A 17,503-nucleotide genomic window follows, 5' to 3' on the forward strand; every position below is an offset into this window, starting at 1 on the left:
AAACAAGCATGTCACTTAAGGAAAAACTCGACGCTGTCAAACAGCAGATGGCCCAACTGCCCACCGAGGTGCTGGAAAAATTTGGCGCCTCGTTGCAAGCCCTTATCGCAAGACACCCTGAAGAGCACGTGCTCAAAGCCGGCGACAACGCCCCGCTGGCCGTGCTGGAGGATGCCGATGGCAAGGCCGTGGACCTGCGGGCCCTGCTGGCACGCGGTCCATTGGTACTGGTGTTTTACCGCGGCCTGTGGTGCCCGTTCTGCAATGTAACGCTCAGCGAATACCAGCAGATGGCAAGCGATCTGGCCGCCAGCGGTGCCACGCTGGTCGCCGTCTCTGCCCAGAGCCGCGCTGCCACCCTGAAAACCCGCGAATCCCTGGGCGTGCGCTACCAACTGCTGAGCGACCCGGGCAACCAGCTGGCGCGCCAGTACGGCATCGTCTTCGAGCTGGAGCCAGAGCTGGAAGCGGTGTATCGGGCACTCGGCGCCGACCTCAAGGCACTGAACGACTGCGACGATCTCAGCCTGCCGATGGCCAGCGCTTTCATCATCGGCCAGGATGGCCGCATTCGCCATGCATTCGTCAATGTCGACTACTCCGAACGTGCCGAGCCGCAGGCCTTGATCGAAGCCGCCAGCCACTAGGACTCACTCCCCGGCACCGGGCTGCCCGGTGCCTCACCTCATCACGGACAGATGACATGAAACGTATCGCTATCATGGGTGCCGGCGTGGCCGGCCACCTGGCTGCCCTGTACCTGCGCAAACGCCTGCCGGGCGTCGAAGTGACGCTAATCGGCCGTCCGGACCGCAAGCGGCCGATCGTCGGCGAGTCGACGGTCGAACTCACTACGCACTTTTTCAAAGGCATAGGCCTGGGCAGCCTGCTCGAAGAGAAGCACTACCACAAGTACGGCCTGACCTATTACCTGAAGCTGCGCAACAACCCGGAATGCCGCAACTACGTGGTCCACGAGGCCCCCGGGGTTATCCGCATGCCAGCCTACAACCTTAACCGGTTCAGTTTCGACAAAGACCTGCGCGCCATCGTCGCCGGGCAGCAGGTGCAACTGATAGAGGCTGACGTGGCTGCGGTGGACCTGCATGAAGGTGAGCACACCCGCCATCGCCTGACCCTGCGCAACGAGGCGCAGAGCTGGCAGCTGGATGCCGACTGGGTGGTGGATGCCACAGGCCGCAATCGCTTCATGGCAAAGAAGCTCAAGCTGCACAAGGAGCCAACCTACCAGCGCAGTACCTTCTGGTTCCGCCTGCGCCAGTTCGACCGCAGCATTCTGCACAACATCAACACCCACAAGGACAGGCATCACTGCTACGACCCCTACTACGTCACCCACCATTTCTATGGCAAAGGCTACTGGATCTGGCTCATCCCCATGCGCAGTGACGACGGTGCCGACATGATCAGCATCGGCATCACCTACCGGCCCGACATGGTCAACGAGCGGATCGGCACTTTGGAGGCGTTCAAGGAGCGGGTCATGGCCGATCATCCGGTGATCACCGAGTTGATGGCCTCAGGCGAAGTGGTCGACCAGCACGCCATGTACAACTACATGTACGAAGCCAACCAGTACTACTCCACCGATGGCTGGTTCCTGATCGGTGACGCGGCATTCACCTTCGACCCGGCCAACAGCGCAGGGCTGGCCTACGTGGCCCAGCAGATCCCGCAGGTGGCTGCGATGATCGAAAAGGATATCCAGGGCACCCTCACCCCGGGCTACGTCAGTTGCCTGGAGTCGCACATCCAGGCGCAGCTCGCACTGCAGGACACCTGGAGCAAATGGTATGAGGTGATGGACGACCCGTTCCTGATGGGCTGGACGCTGTTGTTCGCCAACATGGCGTACTTCCATGTGGTGCTGCCGATGTACGTCAGTGGCGACTTCCTCGACGGCCACCAGGCGCAGCAGTTCGCCGACCTGCTGCCACGCTACACACCTGACTTACAGCCATCGCCGCTGCCGTTCGCCTGCCTGCTGCGCGAAGTGCGCCGCTCCAACCCGGGCATTAGCCCACAGATGATCCCCAACCTGTACTCGCGCACCATCAACTTCGCCCTGTACAAGGCCGACAACCAGGCTCGCCCGCGTTACGCCGCCAGCTACTTCCTGCGCTCGGCAATGCTGCGCCTGCGACTGATGCGCATGGTGCGCTGGAGCTTGGCACCACGCCACCTGAAGTTGCTGGCGCGGCACAGCCTGGGCACCCTGCAGGACCTCGGCCGGGCAACCAGCCTAAGGCTGATGCCCTCGTTGTTCTACAAGTACGGCGAAGCCCCCGAGCTGCTCAAATCGCCATTCGGCAGCGACGGTGGTTTCCTCGACCTGGCCAAACACTGATGGCCTTGCCCAAGATGACGGCCGACCACGAACTGCTCGCCCAGAGCGGTGTGCGCCTGGCTGCGGGGGTGCGCGATGGCACACTGTCACCGGTCGCCCTGGTCGAGGACAGCATCGGCCGCTGCCAGGCCATACAACAACGCTACAACGCCGTGGCAGTGGCGTTGTACGACCAGGCACGGCGGGCCGCCGAGGTTGCCGAGCGCCAACGTGACCAAGGGGTTACGTTGGGCCGCCTGCATGGCGTGCCCTTCAGTTTCAAGGAAGGCCTGGGGCTGGCCGGTGCACCGAAAACCTGCGGCTCGCGCCTTCGCCAGCAACAGGTTGCGCGTTTTACCGCCACTGCCGCGCAGCGCCTGATCGAGGCTGGCGCCATTCCGGTGGCACTGGGCAACCAGGCCGAGATGGCGCTCTGGCCTGAAACTGATAACCCGGTCTATGGTTGCACCGGCAGCCCTTACCGGCAGGGGCGCAGCGCCGGTGGCAGCAGTGGTGGTGATGCCGTGCTGGTGTCCAGTGCTTGCGTACCTTTCGCGCTGGGCACCGATGGTGGCGGCTCGGTGCGTATCCCGGCGGCCTGCAATGGCATCTTCGGCCTCAAGCCATCACGGGGGCTAGTGCCATTGACCGGGCATCTGCCCCTTGACGAGCGCGGTCTGGGGCAGCCGCATGCACTGGGTATCGCCCGGCATTTCACCGTGGGCCCGTTATGCCGACATGCCGAAGACCTGCCCGTTCTGCTGGAAATCATCGCTGGCCCCGACCAGCACGATCGCAACATTGTCGGCCACTACCAGCATTGCCAGGCGCCCGGTGCCTTGCAGCACCTATACCTGTGCCAGCCAGACCGCCTGAGCTGGGGCAGCCGGGTATCCCCGGCAGTGACCCAGGCACTGGAGGACCTGGCGCATCACTTTCAATTACAAGGCACCCAGGTCGAACGCTGGCACCCTCAGGCACTGGACGACGCATTCGCCATCTGGCTGGCCGTGCTGAAGAAGGAAGCCGGCGTTCGCCTGGCCGATATCCTCGGTGACGGCCAACCTGTGGCGCACATGACCCAGGCCTGTCTGGCCCTGACCGGCAAACCCCTGCATGCCACCGGGCCTTGGCTGGCTACCGTACTCGACAGCCTGGGCGAATACCTGGGCAGCCCCGGGCTTACGCGTCAGCTGTCGAAACGAGATGCCCTGCAACAGGCATTGGCCGAACGCCTGGCGGGCAACAGCTTGCTGGCACTACCGGTGCTCCCCGGCATCTCCCCCAAACATGGCCATGCCCTGCGCTATCCGGGCGATATCGGCTACACCGCATTGTTCAACGTACTCGGGCTGCCAGCGCTGACGGTCCCCATGGGACGCCTTGACCAAGGTTGCCCGGTTTCCGTGCAACTGGTCGCCGGCCCAGGGCAAGAGCACCGGCTGCTGAACGCAGCCCTGGCCCTGGAACATGCATTCGGTGGCTGGCTCGCACCGCCTATCTGACTCTTTATTTTCGGGACTTCATCATGTCCAACGCCATTCATGCCAGTACCGTGCAACTCACGCCGGCACCCCAGTCACAGTCAGCCGTAGGCTCCCAGGCGGAGCACCTGACCCTGATGTTTCTGCTGCAACTCATCGTGATCTTCAGCGTCTCGCGGCTGATCGCCTGGTTCAGCACCCGCAGCCTGGGCCAGACGCCGGTCGCCGGCGAAATCCTTGCCGGGCTGGTGCTCGGCCCGAGCCTGCTGGGCTATTTCTTCCCCGAGCAACTGGCCGCGCTGTTCGTACCGCAAACGGCCACCGCCTTCGTGGTCACCGCGCAGATCGGCCTGATCCTGCTGATGTTCCAGGTCGGCCTGGAGTTCGAGTTCGGCACGCACCTCAAGGGCCGCAAGCGTTCGGTCATCGTCATCAGCATGGGAGGGCTGCTGGTGCCATTTGCCAGCGGCATGCTCACTGCCGAGTACTTCTGGCAGCAGATCAGCGGGGACAAACCCTCACTGCTAGCCTTCCAGTTGTTCTTTGCCACGGCACTGTCGATCACCGCACTGCCTATCCTGGGACGGATATTCATGGAGCTTGGCCTATCCCGCTCTCGGGTCGCCACGCTCACCATTGGCGCGGCAGCAATCGACGATGTATGCGGCTGGCTGATCCTGGGCGGCGTCACTTCGTTGATCGCCTCGCAGTTCAATCCCTGGACCTCTCTGGCGAGGTTGCTGGCGCTCGGGTTGTTCTTCGTCGTCGTGATCGCCCTGGTACGGCCACTGGTCCTGCGCTGGATAATCGGCGACCTGCAGCGCCGGCCTTTGTCGACCCAAGGGATATCGCTGATGCTGATCATTCTGTTGGCCAGTGCGACAGTGACCAACCTGATCGGGGTATTTTCGATCATCGGCGGTTTCATACTTGGCGTAGCGCTGCATACCCAGCGCACCTTCGTCGAACAGTGGAATGCCAAGGTCAGTGGCGTGGTCAATGCGTTCTTCCTGCCGATCTTCTTTGCCTATACGGGCCTGCGCACCGATATTGGCGCCCTTGAGGGCAACACCGCTCTGTGGAACTGCCTGTTGATCTGCCTGGTGGCCTTTGCCAGCAAATTCTTCGGTGCTTATGGGGCTAGCCGCCTTCTGGGCGAAAATCGCCGCGATTCGGCATTGATCGGTGTATGCATGAACACCAGGGCGCTGATGGAGTTGGTGGTACTGAACGTTGGCTATGACCTGGGCGTGCTGCCCAAGGAGTACTTCACGCTGCTGGTAATCATGGCCATCATCAGTACCTTCATCGCATCGCCGCTGATTCGCTTGTTGACCGCACGCACCCGCGCCCCGCATGCGACCCCGGGGGCAACCGAGGTCAGCAACGGCTGAGGTCAGCGCGAGGTTTCGACGCGCAGTACTTCGGTGTAGATCGCGTCGACAGTCTGGCCAACCTTGAGGTTCTTCATGCGTTTCTGCAGGTCTGGATTCTCGACCTTGACCACCTGAAGCTTGCCCTCCGGTGGCAACAAGCTCACCTCATGCGTGTTGAGGTCGATCTTCTTGATCTGAGAGGTAACCTTGACCTGGCGGAACGCCTCGCCGCCCGGGTTGGGGTTTTGCTCGGTTGCACGGATGGTACCGGACTCTTCAGTCGCTTTCGGCGCCCCACCCACGTCCGGATTGAGCACATAGGCCACCGCGCGTGTCACGTAGATGTCGACTTGGTCACCGACTTTCAGGTTGGGCAGCGCCTTGGCCTTTTCGGTCAGCTGGAACGTCACATCCTTCTTATCGTCAGGGCCTTTCACCGTGACCTGGCGGGTGGCCAGATCGATAGCCGTTACCTGCGTGGTGACATGGCTTTCCAGCGCCTCGCTCCCGATTGGGATTCCGGCAGCCTGCACCGTGAAGCTGGCAGCAGAGGCCAACGTGGCAAGGGCTACAGCACGAGCGAGAGTACGAATGGGGTTCATAGGCGTGCTTCCCTGTGATCAAGTCCGAATAGGCGCGTGAAAGGTTCACGCGCTATCAAGCATAGCCATTACCTGCCGCTTTGCTGGCCCTCTGAGGGCGCCCCGCATTCGTCGTAGAAAAACTGCACTTGTGAATGCAAATTTTTAAGGGCGCCTGGCATTTCAGCGATTACGCGTCACCCGCCACACCGTATTCGCCAGGTCATCGGCAATGATCAACGCTCCCCGTGGGTCCACCGTCACGCCAACCGGTCGCCCCCGGGTCTTGCCATCCTCACCGCGAAAGCCCGTGGCGAAGTCGATGGGTTCCCCAGCAGGCTTGCCATTGCTGAACGGCACGAAAATCACCTTGTACCCCACCGGGTTGGGGCGGTTCCAACTGCCGTGCTCGCCCACGAACACACCGTCGGCAAAGCGCTCGCCCATTGCCGAGGTCGAGAAGTCGACACCCAGTGCAGCCACATGCGAACCCAGGCTGTAATCCGGCTTGATCGCCGCCGCCACCTTGTCCGGGTTCTGCGGCCGCACCCGCTCATCCACATGCTGCCCCCAGTAGCTGTAAGGCCAACCATAGAAGCCCCCTTCACGTACCGAAGTGAGGTAGTCCGGCACCAGGTCGGGGCCCAGCTCATCCCGCTCGTTGACCACCGTCCACAACTGCCCGGTCTGCGGCTGAATGGTCAATGCCGTCGGGTTACGCAAGCCGGTGGCATAGGGCCGGTGTGCGCCGGTCTCGGCATCGACCTGCCAGACCATGGCCCGATCGATCTCTACCTCCAGGCCGCGCTCTGTGATGTTGCTGTTCGAGCCGATCCCCACATACAAGTAGCGGCCATCCGGGCTGATGGTCAGCGCCTTGGTCCAATGGTGGTTGATCTCGGCCGGCAGGTCGGTGACCTTGGTTGGCGGGCCGTCGGCCTGGGTCTGGCCTTCCTTGTAGTCAAAGCGCACCAGCGCATCCTGGTTGGCTACATACACCTTGCCGTTGGCATAGGCCAAGCCGTACGGTGCATTGAGGTTATCCGCAAACACGGCCTGTACCTCGTAGTTGCCATCGCCGTCAGCATCGCGCAGCAAGGTCAGGCGGTTGCCACCCTTGACCTGGGTATTGCCCTTGGCCTTGATCTGGCTGGCGATTACATCCTTGGGCTTGAGCTTGGCCGCGCTGCCACCCCTGCCCTCAGCCACCAGAATGTCACCATTGGGCAGCACCAGGCTCTGGCGCGGGATTTTCAGGCCGGTGGCGATGGCGGTGACACTGAAGCCCTCCGGCACGGTCGGTTTCAGTTCGCCCCAGGCAGCCGGTTGCGCAATCTTCATGCTCGGCAGCAAGCCGCGCTGAGGTTCCGGCAGCTTCGGATCCGGGCCGTGGGCCTGGGTCGGCTCGCCGTCGCCACCACAGGCACTCAGCAATAGCGCCACACCCAACAGGCTAAATGCATGCAAAGGCTTCATGCCACACCTCCTGAACGCAGGTTGCTCAAACCGATCCAGGCGGCCACCACTGCGAGCACTGTCACGATGACCGACAACACCAGCCCGGAAGGCATCACCGCCCAGGCGTCCTTGGCATGCTCAAAGGCATTGATCAGCCCAAGCACCCAGGTCACCAGCAGCAGCACAAAGTACAACGTAGCGCGCCCGCCCTTACGCTCGGCGCGGATCAGGTTGGCCAGCGCGAACAACAGTGTCAGCCCACAGAACACCAAGGCACCGGCGATCAGCCAGGCGGCGAAGTTGCTCCACTGGATCTGGTAGCTGTTGTAGTAGGCGATATCGCTCAACAGTGCGCCAAGGAACAACGGCACACTACCTGCCAGCAGCAAGGCATGCAGTGGGCTGGGCGTACAGCGGTAGAGGGTTTGATCAGATGCGGTCACGTTGCCTCCTTTTCATTCAGTGACCAAGGGCTGATGGTCTTGCGCCATCAGGTAAGCGCAGGGTGCGCTTAGCAAAGGAGCCTATTGACGCCGAGATAGTTCACCGCTTCGCTGTAATGAAATATCCTGCAAGGCATTTGCTGCCAAGCGCAGAAGGGGAATACATGAGCAGACCACATGCGTCCTGGGCACTGGCTACCCTGCTCTGCCTCAGCCTGGCATTTACCACTGGTTGCTCCAGTAAAGCCAGCCAGGCACGCTACGCCACGCCTGCAGTGGGCTCCAACTGCTTCGCCAAGGCCGTCCCCACTATCGGTGAAGGCGGCCTGGCCTGGGGCAATACATTGAGCATTGCGCAACAGAAATCGCTGAACAACTGCGTACGTTATGCCAGCCGCTCGGGAGGCACGCCCAGGACTTGCCAGGTAGTGCTGGCCAAGTGCAAAAACTGAACATATAACAATCTTAAAGTACGAAACTTCCTACAAAAACACTGCAACTTTTCACACGATATTTCGCGAACGCGATACATATACGCTCAAATAAAATCTTACACTTTCAGCCTCGACCCAAAAGCAGCGATCGAGGCATTGTCTTTCACTTGAATTCCAGATACTTGATCACCCGCTCATCTCAGCAAATAAGTAGGAAACTTCTTACAGCATAGATTCGAGCCTGAAATCCAGCACAGTATGAATAACGGTATTTCAGTCTTGTCAGTACTGAAAGTTGCCGCAGTGCGTCTCTGGTTCGAAAAGACTGTCTCTCTGAGCAAGGAGCTCGCATGACCAATGCCTCCGTCAGCCGCGCCACCTCCGGCCCAGCCTGCAGCGCACGCGTGCCCATCCTGCCAGTGCGCTACGCCATCGTGCCCCGCACCGGCGACGCCCACGCCTGCCGCTATGTCGATGCAGGCTTCAACCTGGAACAAGGCTTCGCCCCGCTGCAGCACTCGGCCTACACCCTCCGCGCTTTGCGCCCAGGCTATGTCTACGTGTTCATGAAAGGCCCTCAGGGCGAAAAGCTGGTCATTCATGAGCACGTCGGCGCGGGCCTCTACAAGGAGCTGCGCTACCAAGGGCTGGAGGACTACCACCGGCGTGAGCGCTACCTGTCCGGCCAGAGCATGGGCTGGGTGTGGGCCGACACCTGTCAGGACTCCGCCAAGGAAGTGTGGATCGGCTACAGCCCGCACCTGTGGACCAATGCCATCACCGCCCGTATCACCGGTTCGCCAGCCCTGCGCAAACGGCACATGCGCCAGCTGGACATGGCCGACCTGGTGAGCGGCAACCAGGCGCCGTCCACACAGCCCCATGTGTTGCCAGTGAGTGCCCTGCAAATCTGGGTCGAAGACTTCAAACCAACAGAGCGGCGCATGCCGCTGACCTGGAGCAGCGACCCGGTCACCGAAACTTTGCCCATCGGCAACCTCACTGCCATCGCCCGCCACTACCCCTGGACCCAACCGAAAGTGCCGGTGGTGGTGGCGCTCGCCGACGCGGAAGGCATGGCCCTGGACCTGAGCCTGTCGGTCTCGGCCTACCAGCATCAACTGCGCGACCTGATGCCGGCCGAGCAACTGGAACACACAAAACCCGCCCAGCCTCCCGAGCAGGAGCGCGTGCCGGCATGCTACCGGCTGGATGCCGAACAGCTCAGCCCGCAGAGCCGCGACTTTCACCATCGCAACCTGGTCGCCATGCTGCTGAACAAGACGCTGGAAAGCCTGTACCCGGCGGATGCGCCTTCACCAGAACTGGCCGCGTTCAGGCTTGGCACGTCACGCCGGGGGCCCGCCCTGTCGCCGGCCGAGTCACATTTCCAGGCCCTCACCCATGAAGACTATTCACCCAATGGTGCACGCCTGGCACAGCGCCTCGATGTCGACAAATACCGGCGCTTCCTCGCCGAACGCGACGCACTGGAACGGCGCATTGCCGCCCTGCGCAACCTGGCCTTGCAAGCCAGCAACGATCATGACGCCTGGCTGGCGACGGCCGAATCCCAACACATCGATAACCCCTACAGCCTCGCTGCGGCACTGGCCTGTTACGACCGCGACGAACGCACCTCCGCCCGCGGTCTGGAAATCTCACTGGCGTTGCTGATTCACCCAATGGGCCAGCCGACACCCGGCACCGAAGATCATGACCGACGCTTCAAACGCCTGGAGCAATGGCTGGACCAGAACGACAGCCCGCTTTACACCGCCTTGGCGCCGTTCAACCCGTTCAAGGACAAAGCCGATTCGATAGGCACCTTGTTCGGCGCCAGCGACAACGTGATCGAAGGGCTGGCCGGTCGCTTCCCGGCCATGGCAGACATCACTGACCTCACCGCCCAGTCGGTCAATACCGTGGTGCTCAAGCGCCTGCGCGGGCAGACCCGCTGGGATGCCAGCCATGGCTTGCGGCGGCAAGTGTTGTTGGCTGCGCGTGAGGCCAATGCCGAGAAAGCACTGGGGTTGTTGGCGGCACGCTATCGAATCACCGAGCAGGCCATTACGGAAAATCCCTTTAGCCAGGAGGTACAGCGGTATTTGAAGAGCGGCATGGCGCAGGTCGAAGAGATGAAAGCGTTGCGCATATCAGGAAGCCGCACGGTGTCCATCGAGCTGACCACCACTGCACGGGTGAAACCCAACTTCCTTGGGTTGCTCACTTCCGGGGGTGGGGGTGGTTTAAACGCGGGGATGCTGTGGTTCAACATCTTATCGCTCAAGACGGCCTACAACAGCCTGCAGAAGAGCGATGCACCGGAATACACCCTGGGGTTCGCTTCATCTGTTTTCGGGGTGATTGGTGCAGCGGCGGCGACATTGGTCAGCGTACGGGCAACGCAAAAGGCCGTCATGCTGAGATTAAGTGCCACAGCGCCGGGCATGGCCTTTGGTAACGGTCTAATCAAGCTCCTAGGAAGCAATTTGTTCGCAAGGTTGTCCGGTTACCCGGCTATTTTCCTAGGATTCGCCTCTGACTATAAAAAATCCCAAAGACAGAAGATGCACGGTAATACTGCCGCTTCTGATTTAACTTTCTATGGCGGGGGCGCGGTCGCAATAGGCTCTGTCTTGGTATTAGAAGGTGGATTAGCTATTGCAGGCGCCACAACACTTATCCCTTTTGCAGGGTGGACTGCAGCTGCAGTAGTCCTATTAGGCGCTGCGATCATAGCTGGAGGCATCTACCTCCATGCGAAAGCCAACGAACACCTTCACAACCCTATAGAGCTATGGGCCAGTCGAAGTATATTTGGGAACCGTCTCAATGACGGTGAAAGCCGACCAGACATAATTTTAGATACCGACAAGAAACTTCCAACCTTCGTCAACATTAACGACGAAATCAACGCTTGGCATCAGGTATTTTACTCACCCTCGCTGCTTTCAAAAAAAGAGACAAAACTATTTGACCTAGGGCATCTGGACAGCAAATGGACTGACTTAAACACATGGACTACTCCAAACTGGACTGCCATCACACACAATCAAGTTTCTAGCATCCCCCCTACTGCTGAATTTACAGTCCTCCTACGGGGATTTCTATTGGGCCAGAGCGAATGGAAAGCCAGCCTTAGTAGTCAACTCGAGAACAATGGCATATCTGTATTCCCAGCCACACCAGACTGCTATGAAATTAGGGGCGGACTGATACTCCACTTCAAGAATCAAATTCGAAACCACCGCCATATTAAACTGAACATCAAATATCTGCCAAATCTAGGCTTAGACGAACAAGCAGGCTCCTCCCAGATTTTCAAACTTGGGGAACAATAATGGCCATTTCATGGATTTTCACACCTTCCGCACGCTCTCAGTTCACTCCACATATCTCAAGCCAACTATTAACCATAAACAAACATCACTTATCGCTCGTAAACCCATGGGTATCCGACTCCGTATTCATGGGAAAACTATATACCGCCATGACATTAGGGTTAGCAGCCTATATCTACCCGGATATCATAGATACGGATTTTAGAAAGTCGGCGCTAGCGGACCTTCACTCACTCGCACAATACATTGTTGCACCACTGATATTTACACCATTCATCGCCTACAGGATATTCTTCATAAAAAATCTGTCAAACATCTACCTCAATCGCGCAACTGGAAAAATTATATACCAACGCAACAAAAAACTTATCTCATTCGATTGGACCAATATCAAGGGAGGGGTATTTAAGCGCACAGAGTTTGGCGGTTCATCCTCCAGTACTAGTTATGCACTTGCCTTTGCCCCGCCTAGGAAGGACGGTAGCCTTCACAAAAAAGACTGCCTGTGGGTCGACAGCAACGAACCCACCGAACCCGGCGTCAAGCATGTCGCCGAAGTATGGGAATACCTCCGCCACTTCATGGACCACGGCCCGGACAAACTCCCCCCGCCCGGTGAACCCAACTGGTGGCACAAGCCACTGCACGCCATCTGCCTGACCCCGGCCGAAGCCTGGCGCCACTATGCCCCCTGGCGAACCGGCGAGCCCGGTGAAATGCAGGGCAAAAAGAACTGGCAATTGCCGTTCTGGGCCCTGCTGTTCCCCTACAACCTCTCCGTAGCCATCTGTTGGTACGGCATCTGCCGCCTGTTCAACGTCCGAGCAGCGCCACCGCCACCCGAAGCATTTGAGGAGGCCCCAGCTCATTCAACCCAAAGGAAGCGTACATGAGCGACGCCTCCGTCAGCAGCGCCACCTCCGGCCCTGCCTGCAGCGCACGCATACCCATCCTGCCAGTGCGCTACGCCATCGTGCCCCGCACCGCCGACGCCCCCGCCTGCCGCTATGCCGATGCAGGCTTCAACCTGGAACAAGGCTTCCCCACGCTGCAGCACTCGGCCTATACCCTCCGCGCTTTGCGCCCAGGTTATGTCTACGTGTTCATGAAAGGCCCTCAGGGCGAAAAGCTGGTCATTCATGAGCACGTCGGCGCGGGCCTCTACAAGGAGCTGCGCTACCAAGGGCTGGAGGACTACCACCGGCGTGAGCGCTACCTGTCCGGCCAGAGCATGGGCTGGGTGTGGGCCGACACCTGTCAGGACTCCGCCAAGGAAGTGTGGATCGGCTACAGCCCGCACCTGTGGACCAATGCCATCACCGCCCGTATCACCGGTTCGCCAGCCCTGCGCAAACGGCACATGCGCCAGCTGGACATGGCCGAGCTGGTGAGCGGCAACCAGGCGCCGTCCACCCAGCCCCATGTGTTGCCAGTGAGTGCCCTGCAAACCTGGGTCGAAGACTTCAAACCGACAGAGCGGCGCATGCCGCTGACCTGGAGCAGCGACCCGGTCACCGAAACTTTGCCCATCGGCAACCTCACTGCCATCGCCCGCCACTACCCCTGGACCCAACCGAAAGTGCCGGTGGTGGTGGCGCTCGCCGACGCGGAAGGCATGGCCCTGGACCTGAGCCTGTCGGTCTCGGCCTACCAGCATCAACTGCGCGACCTGATGCCGGCCGAGCAACTGGAACACACAAAACCCGCCCAGCCTCCCGAGCAGGAGCGCGTGCCGGCATGCTACCGGCTGGATGCCGAACAGCTCAGCCGGCAGAGCCGCGACTTTCACCATCGCAACCTGGTCGCCATGCTGCTGAACAAGACGTTGGAAAGCCTGTACCCGGCGGATGCCCCCTCACCAGAACTGGCCGCGTTCAGGCTGGGCACATCACGCCGGGGGCCCGCCCTGTCGCCGGCCGAGTCACATTTCCAGGCCCTCACCCATGAAGACTATTCACCCAATGGCGCACGCCTGGCACAGCGCCTCGATGTCGACAAATACCGGCGCTTCCTCGCCGAACGCGACGCGCTGGAACGGCGTATTGCCGCCCTGCGCAACCTGGCCTTGCAAGCCAGCAACGATCATGACGCCTGGCTGGCGACGGCCGAATCCCAACACATCGATAACTCCTACAGCCTGGCAGCCGCCTTGGCCTGTTACGACCGCGACGAACGCACCTCCGCCCGCGGTCTGGAAATTTCACTGGCCTTGCTGATTCACCCGATGGGCCAGCCGACACCCGGCACCGAAGAGCATGACCGACGCTTCAAACGCCTGGAGCAATGGCTGGACCAGCACGCCAGCCCGCTTTACACCGCCTTGGCACCGTTCAACCCGTTCAAGGACAAAGCCGATTCGATCGGCACCTTGTTCGGCGCCAGCGACAACGTGATCGAAGGGCTGGCTGGTCGCTTCCCGGCCATGGCAGACATCACCGACCTCACCGCCCAGTCGGTCAATACCGTGGTGCTCAAGCGCCTGCGCGGGCAGACCCGCTGGGATGCCAGCCATGGCCTTCGGCGGCAGGTGCAGTTGGCAGCGCGTGAGGCCAATGCCGATAAAGCACTGGGGTTGTTGGCGGCGCGCTATCGCATCACCGAGCAGGCCATTACGGAAAATCCCTTTAGCCAGGAGGTGCAGCGGTATTTGAAGAGCGGCATGGCGCAGGTTGAAGAGATGAAAGCGTTGCGCATATCAGGAAGCCGCACGGTGTCCATCGAGCTGACCACCACTGCGCGTGTTAAACCTAGCTTTCTCGGGCTGCTCACCTCGGGCGGTGGTGGTGGTTTAAACGCGGGGATGCTGTGGTTCAACATCTTATCGCTCAAGACGGCCTACAACAGCCTGCAGAAGAGCGACACACCGGAATACACCCTGGGGTTCGCTTCATCTGTTTTCGGGGTGATTGGTGCAGCGGCGGCGACATTGGTCAGCGTACGGGCAACGCAAAAGGCCGTCATGCTGAGATTAAGTGCCACAGCGCCGGGCATGGCCTTTGGCAATGGGATTATCAAGTTCTTGAGTAGCAATTTGTTTGCGCGTTTAGCCGGATACCCGGCGATTGCACTGGGTTTTTTCGCGGACGGTACTAAGGCGCTACGACAGTACGAAAATGGTGATCTAACTGCAGCCGGTTACACTGTGGCGGGTGGGTTCACCATGGCTATTGGTTCCGCTGTCGTCCTTGAAGCAGGACTTGCAATTGCAGGCGTGACATCGGTTGTGCCCTTTGCCGGATGGGCCGCCGCTGCCCTTGTCCTCGTAGGCGTAGCCATCATCGCAGGAGGCCTCTACCTACACGCCAAGGCACATGAACGCCTTCACAGCCCAATAGAACTGTGGGCAGCACGTAGCATATTCGGCAATCGCATCAATGATGGAGAGTCGCACGCCGACATCAACTTGGACTTTGACAAGAAACTTCCTGCTTTCACCTCACTGCAAACAGAAATTAAGGCTTGGCACAATGAACATTACGGGCCCAAGCTACTATCCGCCGAGCAGGCCCTATCCCTGGGCATAACTAAAGCCGACACCCGATGGCATCAGAATAACCACTGGTCGCCGCCAAATTGGACAGCTATCACACATAACGAAGTAGCCACCCCCCAACCAACCGTAGAGTTCACAGTGCTGCTGCCTGCATTCAGGCTAGGCGTAAGTGAATGGTCAGGAAGTTTGAGCTCCGTCCGTGACAACCACGGAATTGACGTTTTCCCAATCAGCCCGACCGGCCACCTCGTAGATGCTGGCTTAGTTCTAAATTTCGAAAACACCCTCGCCAACCAAAATCATGTCTCACTTCATCTAACCTACAACGCCAATCAAGGCTTGGACGAAGACAATGAGACCCTGTCAATTTTTCGTCTGGAGCGCTGACCATGGCAACCATCTGGATATTCAACTCAATGTCAGACTCTGGACACAAGCCCTCTATCACAGGGCAACTATTAAGCTTATCCGACACCATTTTATGCTTAAGGAATCCATGGGTCACAGACTCTGTCTTCATGGGAAAGCTGTATTGCGCGATAACTGTTCTGTCAATTGCCGGCTTTTACCCATATTTACTATCCAGGGATATATGGCGCATGTACGAAACCGCTCCATTATTAGCGACTGGATTCTTGCTTATGCCTTTCACTTTCCTACCTTTCCTCATTTATCGAATATATTTCATAAAACGCTTATCAAGCTTCTGCTTCAATCGGGCGACCCAAAAAATCTACTATCAACGTTTAAGCAAGGTACTGGTCTTTGAGTGGAGCAATACCGGCGGTGGTATTTTTAAGCGTACGGAATACGGCGGCTCATCATTCAGCACCATCTATGCCCTCGCCTTCGCCCCCCGCCGGGTAGACGGCAGCCTGCACCAAAAAGACTGCCTCTGGGTCGACAGCAACGAACCCACCGAGCCCGGCGTCAAGCATGTGGCCGAAGTGTGGGAATACCTGCGCCACTTCATGGACCACGGCCCGAACAAACTCCCCCCGCCCGGTGAACCCAACTGGTGGCACAAGCCACTGCACGCCATCTGCCTGACCCCGGCAGAAGCCTGGCGCCACTATGCCCCCTGGCGAACCGGCGAGCCCGGTGAAATGCAGGGTAAAAAGAACTGGCAATTGCCGTTCTGGGCCGTGCTGTTTCCCTACAACCTCTCCGTCGCCCTCTGCTGGTATGGCATCTGCCGGCTGTTCAACGTCCGAGCAGCGCCACCGCCACCCGAAGCATTTGAGGAAGCCCCCATTCAACCCGGCAAAAAGAAGCGCAAATGAAACCCATCGTACTGGTAGGCCATCGTCATAGCTGCCCGCTCCATGGCGAAGGCACTGTGGAAACCGGCGCAAATGCAACATTCGTGGATGGCAAGGCCGTCGCTCGTGTGGGCGATCGCATCAGTTGTGGCGCCGTTATCGAAACCGGCGCTGCCTGCACAATCATCGAGGGCCACCCCGCAGCAAGGGAGGGTGACACTACCAGTCATGGAGGGACTTTGATCGAGGGGGACCAGGGTTGGCTCATTGATTGAAAGCCACTATCGGTCACTGAGCCGGATACTGAAGCCTGTCAGTCATCCGGTTGGGGTCGTCCAGCGGCTGCTTCGCGGGTGCCCCGTTCTCACACGCATGGCGCCATGCCCGCAAACTGCGCCATATCTGCGTCAATCCAGCACTGGCCGAAGCAACGCCTGTGCCTCGTAAAGGGTCGGCAAATACCGCAACCGTATCTCATCAATACTCAACCGCGAAGCATGAGTCGTGATGGTCAGCGTGGCTTTCAACTGACCGGCCCGTCCCAGCAATGGCACCCCCAGCACCCGCATACCGATTTCATACTCCTGATCAACGATACAGAACCCCTGCCCCTTCACGCGCAACAGCTCAGCGTCCAGCTGCGCCCGGTCTGTCAATGTGTAAGGCGTCAACGCCCGCAGCGGGTGACGGGCAAAGTATTCGTCTCGCTCCCCCTCATCCAGCCAGGCCAGCCAGACCCGCCCGCTGGCCGTGCAATACATGGGTACCCGGGAGCCCGGCCTGATCGACAAAGACGCCACATGGCTATACCGGCTACGCACCAGATGGATGATCTCATCGCCATCGCGGGTACCCACCGATACGTGCTCCTGGGTCTGGCGCGCCACCTGTTCAACAATCGGCCGCAGCATGCGCGGCAGTTGCGCCGAGTCCACATAAGCCTGGCCGATACGCAAGGCCTTGGGGGTCAGCCAGTACTCACGGCTGTCAGTTTCGGCAAAGCCTTCATGCACCAAGGTCAGCAGAAACCGCCGCACCGCACTGGGCGTAAGGCCAGATAACCTGGCCGCCTGCGGCACACTCAGGCGCGGCTGCTCGGCGCTGAACAGTTGCATCAGCGCCAGGCCTTTCTGCAAGCCCGCGATCAGGTCACGGGGATGGATGACAGGTGTGTTCATGCATTCGACTCGCTACCAGAGGAACAAAAACAGCCGATTACTGCGATAACCGGATCATGACTGCGATTATCGCATTAAGTGGCCGATTGACGCATTGTTGCCC

14 protein-coding genes are annotated in these 17,503 nt (G+C 59.6%); 10 read left to right on the forward strand and 4 right to left on the reverse strand.

Features of this window, described 5'->3' with window-relative positions; all coding sequences use genetic code 11:
• Positions 1-8 precede the first annotated feature (8 nt).
• Genes ACE4QZ_RS15310 through ACE4QZ_RS15325 form a run of 4 tightly spaced genes read left to right on the forward strand, consistent with a single transcriptional unit; the run spans position 9 to position 5,225 of the window.
• On the forward strand, positions 9-647 hold the full coding sequence (locus tag ACE4QZ_RS15310; RefSeq protein ID WP_021781710.1) for a peroxiredoxin-like family protein: 639 nt from the start codon (positions 9-11) through the stop codon (positions 645-647).
• A gap of 56 nt (positions 648-703) precedes the next feature.
• Positions 704-2,368: an NAD(P)/FAD-dependent oxidoreductase gene (locus ACE4QZ_RS15315; protein ID WP_021781711.1), complete on the forward strand. Its 1,665-nt coding sequence runs from the start codon at positions 704-706 to the stop codon at positions 2,366-2,368.
• Positions 2,368-3,852, forward strand: coding sequence for an amidase (locus tag ACE4QZ_RS15320; protein ID WP_021781712.1), 1,485 nt, complete (start codon positions 2,368-2,370; stop codon positions 3,850-3,852). The genes ACE4QZ_RS15315 and ACE4QZ_RS15320 overlap by 1 nt, the downstream gene beginning before the upstream one ends.
• Before the next feature lie 23 nt (positions 3,853-3,875).
• On the forward strand, positions 3,876-5,225 hold the full coding sequence (locus ACE4QZ_RS15325) for a cation:proton antiporter (protein ID WP_021781713.1): 1,350 nt from the start codon (positions 3,876-3,878) through the stop codon (positions 5,223-5,225).
• 2 nt (positions 5,226-5,227) lie between these two features.
• Here the strand turns inward: ACE4QZ_RS15325 and ACE4QZ_RS15330 are convergent, their stop codons facing one another.
• The 3 genes from ACE4QZ_RS15330 to ACE4QZ_RS15340 form a co-directional block, all read right to left on the reverse strand.
• Positions 5,228-5,809 carry a hypothetical protein gene (locus ACE4QZ_RS15330; RefSeq protein WP_021781714.1) on the reverse strand — a complete coding sequence of 194 codons (582 nt, stop codon included), beginning with the start codon at positions 5,807-5,809 and terminating at the stop codon, positions 5,228-5,230.
• A 162-nt stretch (positions 5,810-5,971) separates the two neighbouring features.
• Positions 5,972-7,264: a PQQ-dependent sugar dehydrogenase gene (locus ACE4QZ_RS15335; protein WP_021781715.1), complete on the reverse strand. Its 1,293-nt coding sequence runs from the start codon at positions 7,262-7,264 to the stop codon at positions 5,972-5,974.
• Positions 7,261-7,689: a DUF2231 domain-containing protein gene (locus ACE4QZ_RS15340; RefSeq protein WP_021781716.1), complete on the reverse strand. Its 429-nt coding sequence runs from the start codon at positions 7,687-7,689 to the stop codon at positions 7,261-7,263. The genes ACE4QZ_RS15335 and ACE4QZ_RS15340 overlap by 4 nt, the downstream gene beginning before the upstream one ends.
• Before the next feature lie 164 nt (positions 7,690-7,853).
• On the opposite strand from ACE4QZ_RS15340, the gene ACE4QZ_RS15345 reads away from it, so the two are divergent.
• The 6 genes from ACE4QZ_RS15345 (at position 7,854) to ACE4QZ_RS15370 (ending at position 16,497) form a co-directional block, all read left to right on the forward strand.
• Complete coding sequence (locus ACE4QZ_RS15345) at positions 7,854-8,141, forward strand: hypothetical protein (RefSeq protein ID WP_021781717.1); 288 nt, start codon at positions 7,854-7,856, stop codon at positions 8,139-8,141.
• Positions 8,142-8,473: 332 nt separating this feature from the next.
• Complete coding sequence (locus ACE4QZ_RS15350) at positions 8,474-11,467, forward strand: T6SS effector BTH_I2691 family protein (protein WP_338443577.1); 2,994 nt, start codon at positions 8,474-8,476, stop codon at positions 11,465-11,467.
• Positions 11,467-12,360 carry a DUF6708 domain-containing protein gene (locus tag ACE4QZ_RS15355; protein WP_084850697.1) on the forward strand — a complete coding sequence of 298 codons (894 nt, stop codon included), beginning with the start codon at positions 11,467-11,469 and terminating at the stop codon, positions 12,358-12,360. The genes ACE4QZ_RS15350 and ACE4QZ_RS15355 overlap by 1 nt, the downstream gene beginning before the upstream one ends.
• Positions 12,357-15,347 carry a T6SS effector BTH_I2691 family protein gene (locus tag ACE4QZ_RS15360; protein ID WP_410480089.1) on the forward strand — a complete coding sequence of 997 codons (2,991 nt, stop codon included), beginning with the start codon at positions 12,357-12,359 and terminating at the stop codon, positions 15,345-15,347. The genes ACE4QZ_RS15355 and ACE4QZ_RS15360 overlap by 4 nt, the downstream gene beginning before the upstream one ends.
• A gap of 2 nt (positions 15,348-15,349) precedes the next feature.
• Positions 15,350-16,243, forward strand: coding sequence for a hypothetical protein (locus ACE4QZ_RS15365; protein WP_028698067.1), 894 nt, complete (start codon positions 15,350-15,352; stop codon positions 16,241-16,243).
• Complete coding sequence (locus tag ACE4QZ_RS15370; RefSeq protein ID WP_003250871.1) at positions 16,240-16,497, forward strand: PAAR domain-containing protein; 258 nt, start codon at positions 16,240-16,242, stop codon at positions 16,495-16,497. Before ACE4QZ_RS15365 ends, ACE4QZ_RS15370 begins: the two co-directional genes overlap by 4 nt.
• Positions 16,498-16,629: 132 nt before the next feature.
• Here ACE4QZ_RS15370 and ACE4QZ_RS15375 read toward each other — a convergent pair whose 3' ends face one another.
• Positions 16,630-17,400 (reverse strand): IclR family transcriptional regulator, encoded by a 771-nt coding sequence (locus ACE4QZ_RS15375; protein ID WP_021784807.1) that lies wholly within the window; start codon positions 17,398-17,400, stop codon positions 16,630-16,632.
• Positions 17,401-17,503: the final 103 nt, after the last annotated feature.

The sequence above is a fragment of the Pseudomonas sp. DCA-1 genome (genome assembly GCF_046523955.1).
GTDB classification, from domain to species: Bacteria; Pseudomonadota; Gammaproteobacteria; order Pseudomonadales; family Pseudomonadaceae; genus Aquipseudomonas; species Aquipseudomonas putida_Y.

Excerpts from the sequence above, each read along its gene's own strand:
- ACE4QZ_RS15310 (WP_021781710.1), top strand. The coding sequence starts at position 9 with ATGTCACTTAAGGAAAAACTCGACGCTGTCAAACAGCAGATGGCCCAA.
- ACE4QZ_RS15315 (WP_021781711.1), top strand. The coding sequence starts at position 704 with ATGAAACGTATCGCTATCATGGGTGCCGGCGTGGCCGGCCACCTGGCT.
- ACE4QZ_RS15320 (WP_021781712.1), top strand. The coding sequence starts at position 2,368 with ATGGCCTTGCCCAAGATGACGGCCGACCACGAACTGCTCGCCCAGAGC.
- ACE4QZ_RS15325 (WP_021781713.1), top strand. The coding sequence starts at position 3,876 with ATGTCCAACGCCATTCATGCCAGTACCGTGCAACTCACGCCGGCACCC.
- ACE4QZ_RS15330 (WP_021781714.1), bottom strand. The coding sequence starts at position 5,809 with ATGAACCCCATTCGTACTCTCGCTCGTGCTGTAGCCCTTGCCACGTTG.
- ACE4QZ_RS15335 (WP_021781715.1), bottom strand. The coding sequence starts at position 7,264 with ATGAAGCCTTTGCATGCATTTAGCCTGTTGGGTGTGGCGCTATTGCTG.
- ACE4QZ_RS15345 (WP_021781717.1), top strand. The coding sequence starts at position 7,854 with ATGAGCAGACCACATGCGTCCTGGGCACTGGCTACCCTGCTCTGCCTC.
- ACE4QZ_RS15350 (WP_338443577.1), top strand. The coding sequence starts at position 8,474 with ATGACCAATGCCTCCGTCAGCCGCGCCACCTCCGGCCCAGCCTGCAGC.
- ACE4QZ_RS15355 (WP_084850697.1), top strand. The coding sequence starts at position 11,467 with ATGGCCATTTCATGGATTTTCACACCTTCCGCACGCTCTCAGTTCACT.
- ACE4QZ_RS15360 (WP_410480089.1), top strand. The coding sequence starts at position 12,357 with ATGAGCGACGCCTCCGTCAGCAGCGCCACCTCCGGCCCTGCCTGCAGC.
- ACE4QZ_RS15365 (WP_028698067.1), top strand. The coding sequence starts at position 15,350 with ATGGCAACCATCTGGATATTCAACTCAATGTCAGACTCTGGACACAAG.
- ACE4QZ_RS15370 (WP_003250871.1), top strand. The coding sequence starts at position 16,240 with ATGAAACCCATCGTACTGGTAGGCCATCGTCATAGCTGCCCGCTCCAT.
- ACE4QZ_RS15375 (WP_021784807.1), bottom strand. The coding sequence starts at position 17,400 with ATGAACACACCTGTCATCCATCCCCGTGACCTGATCGCGGGCTTGCAG.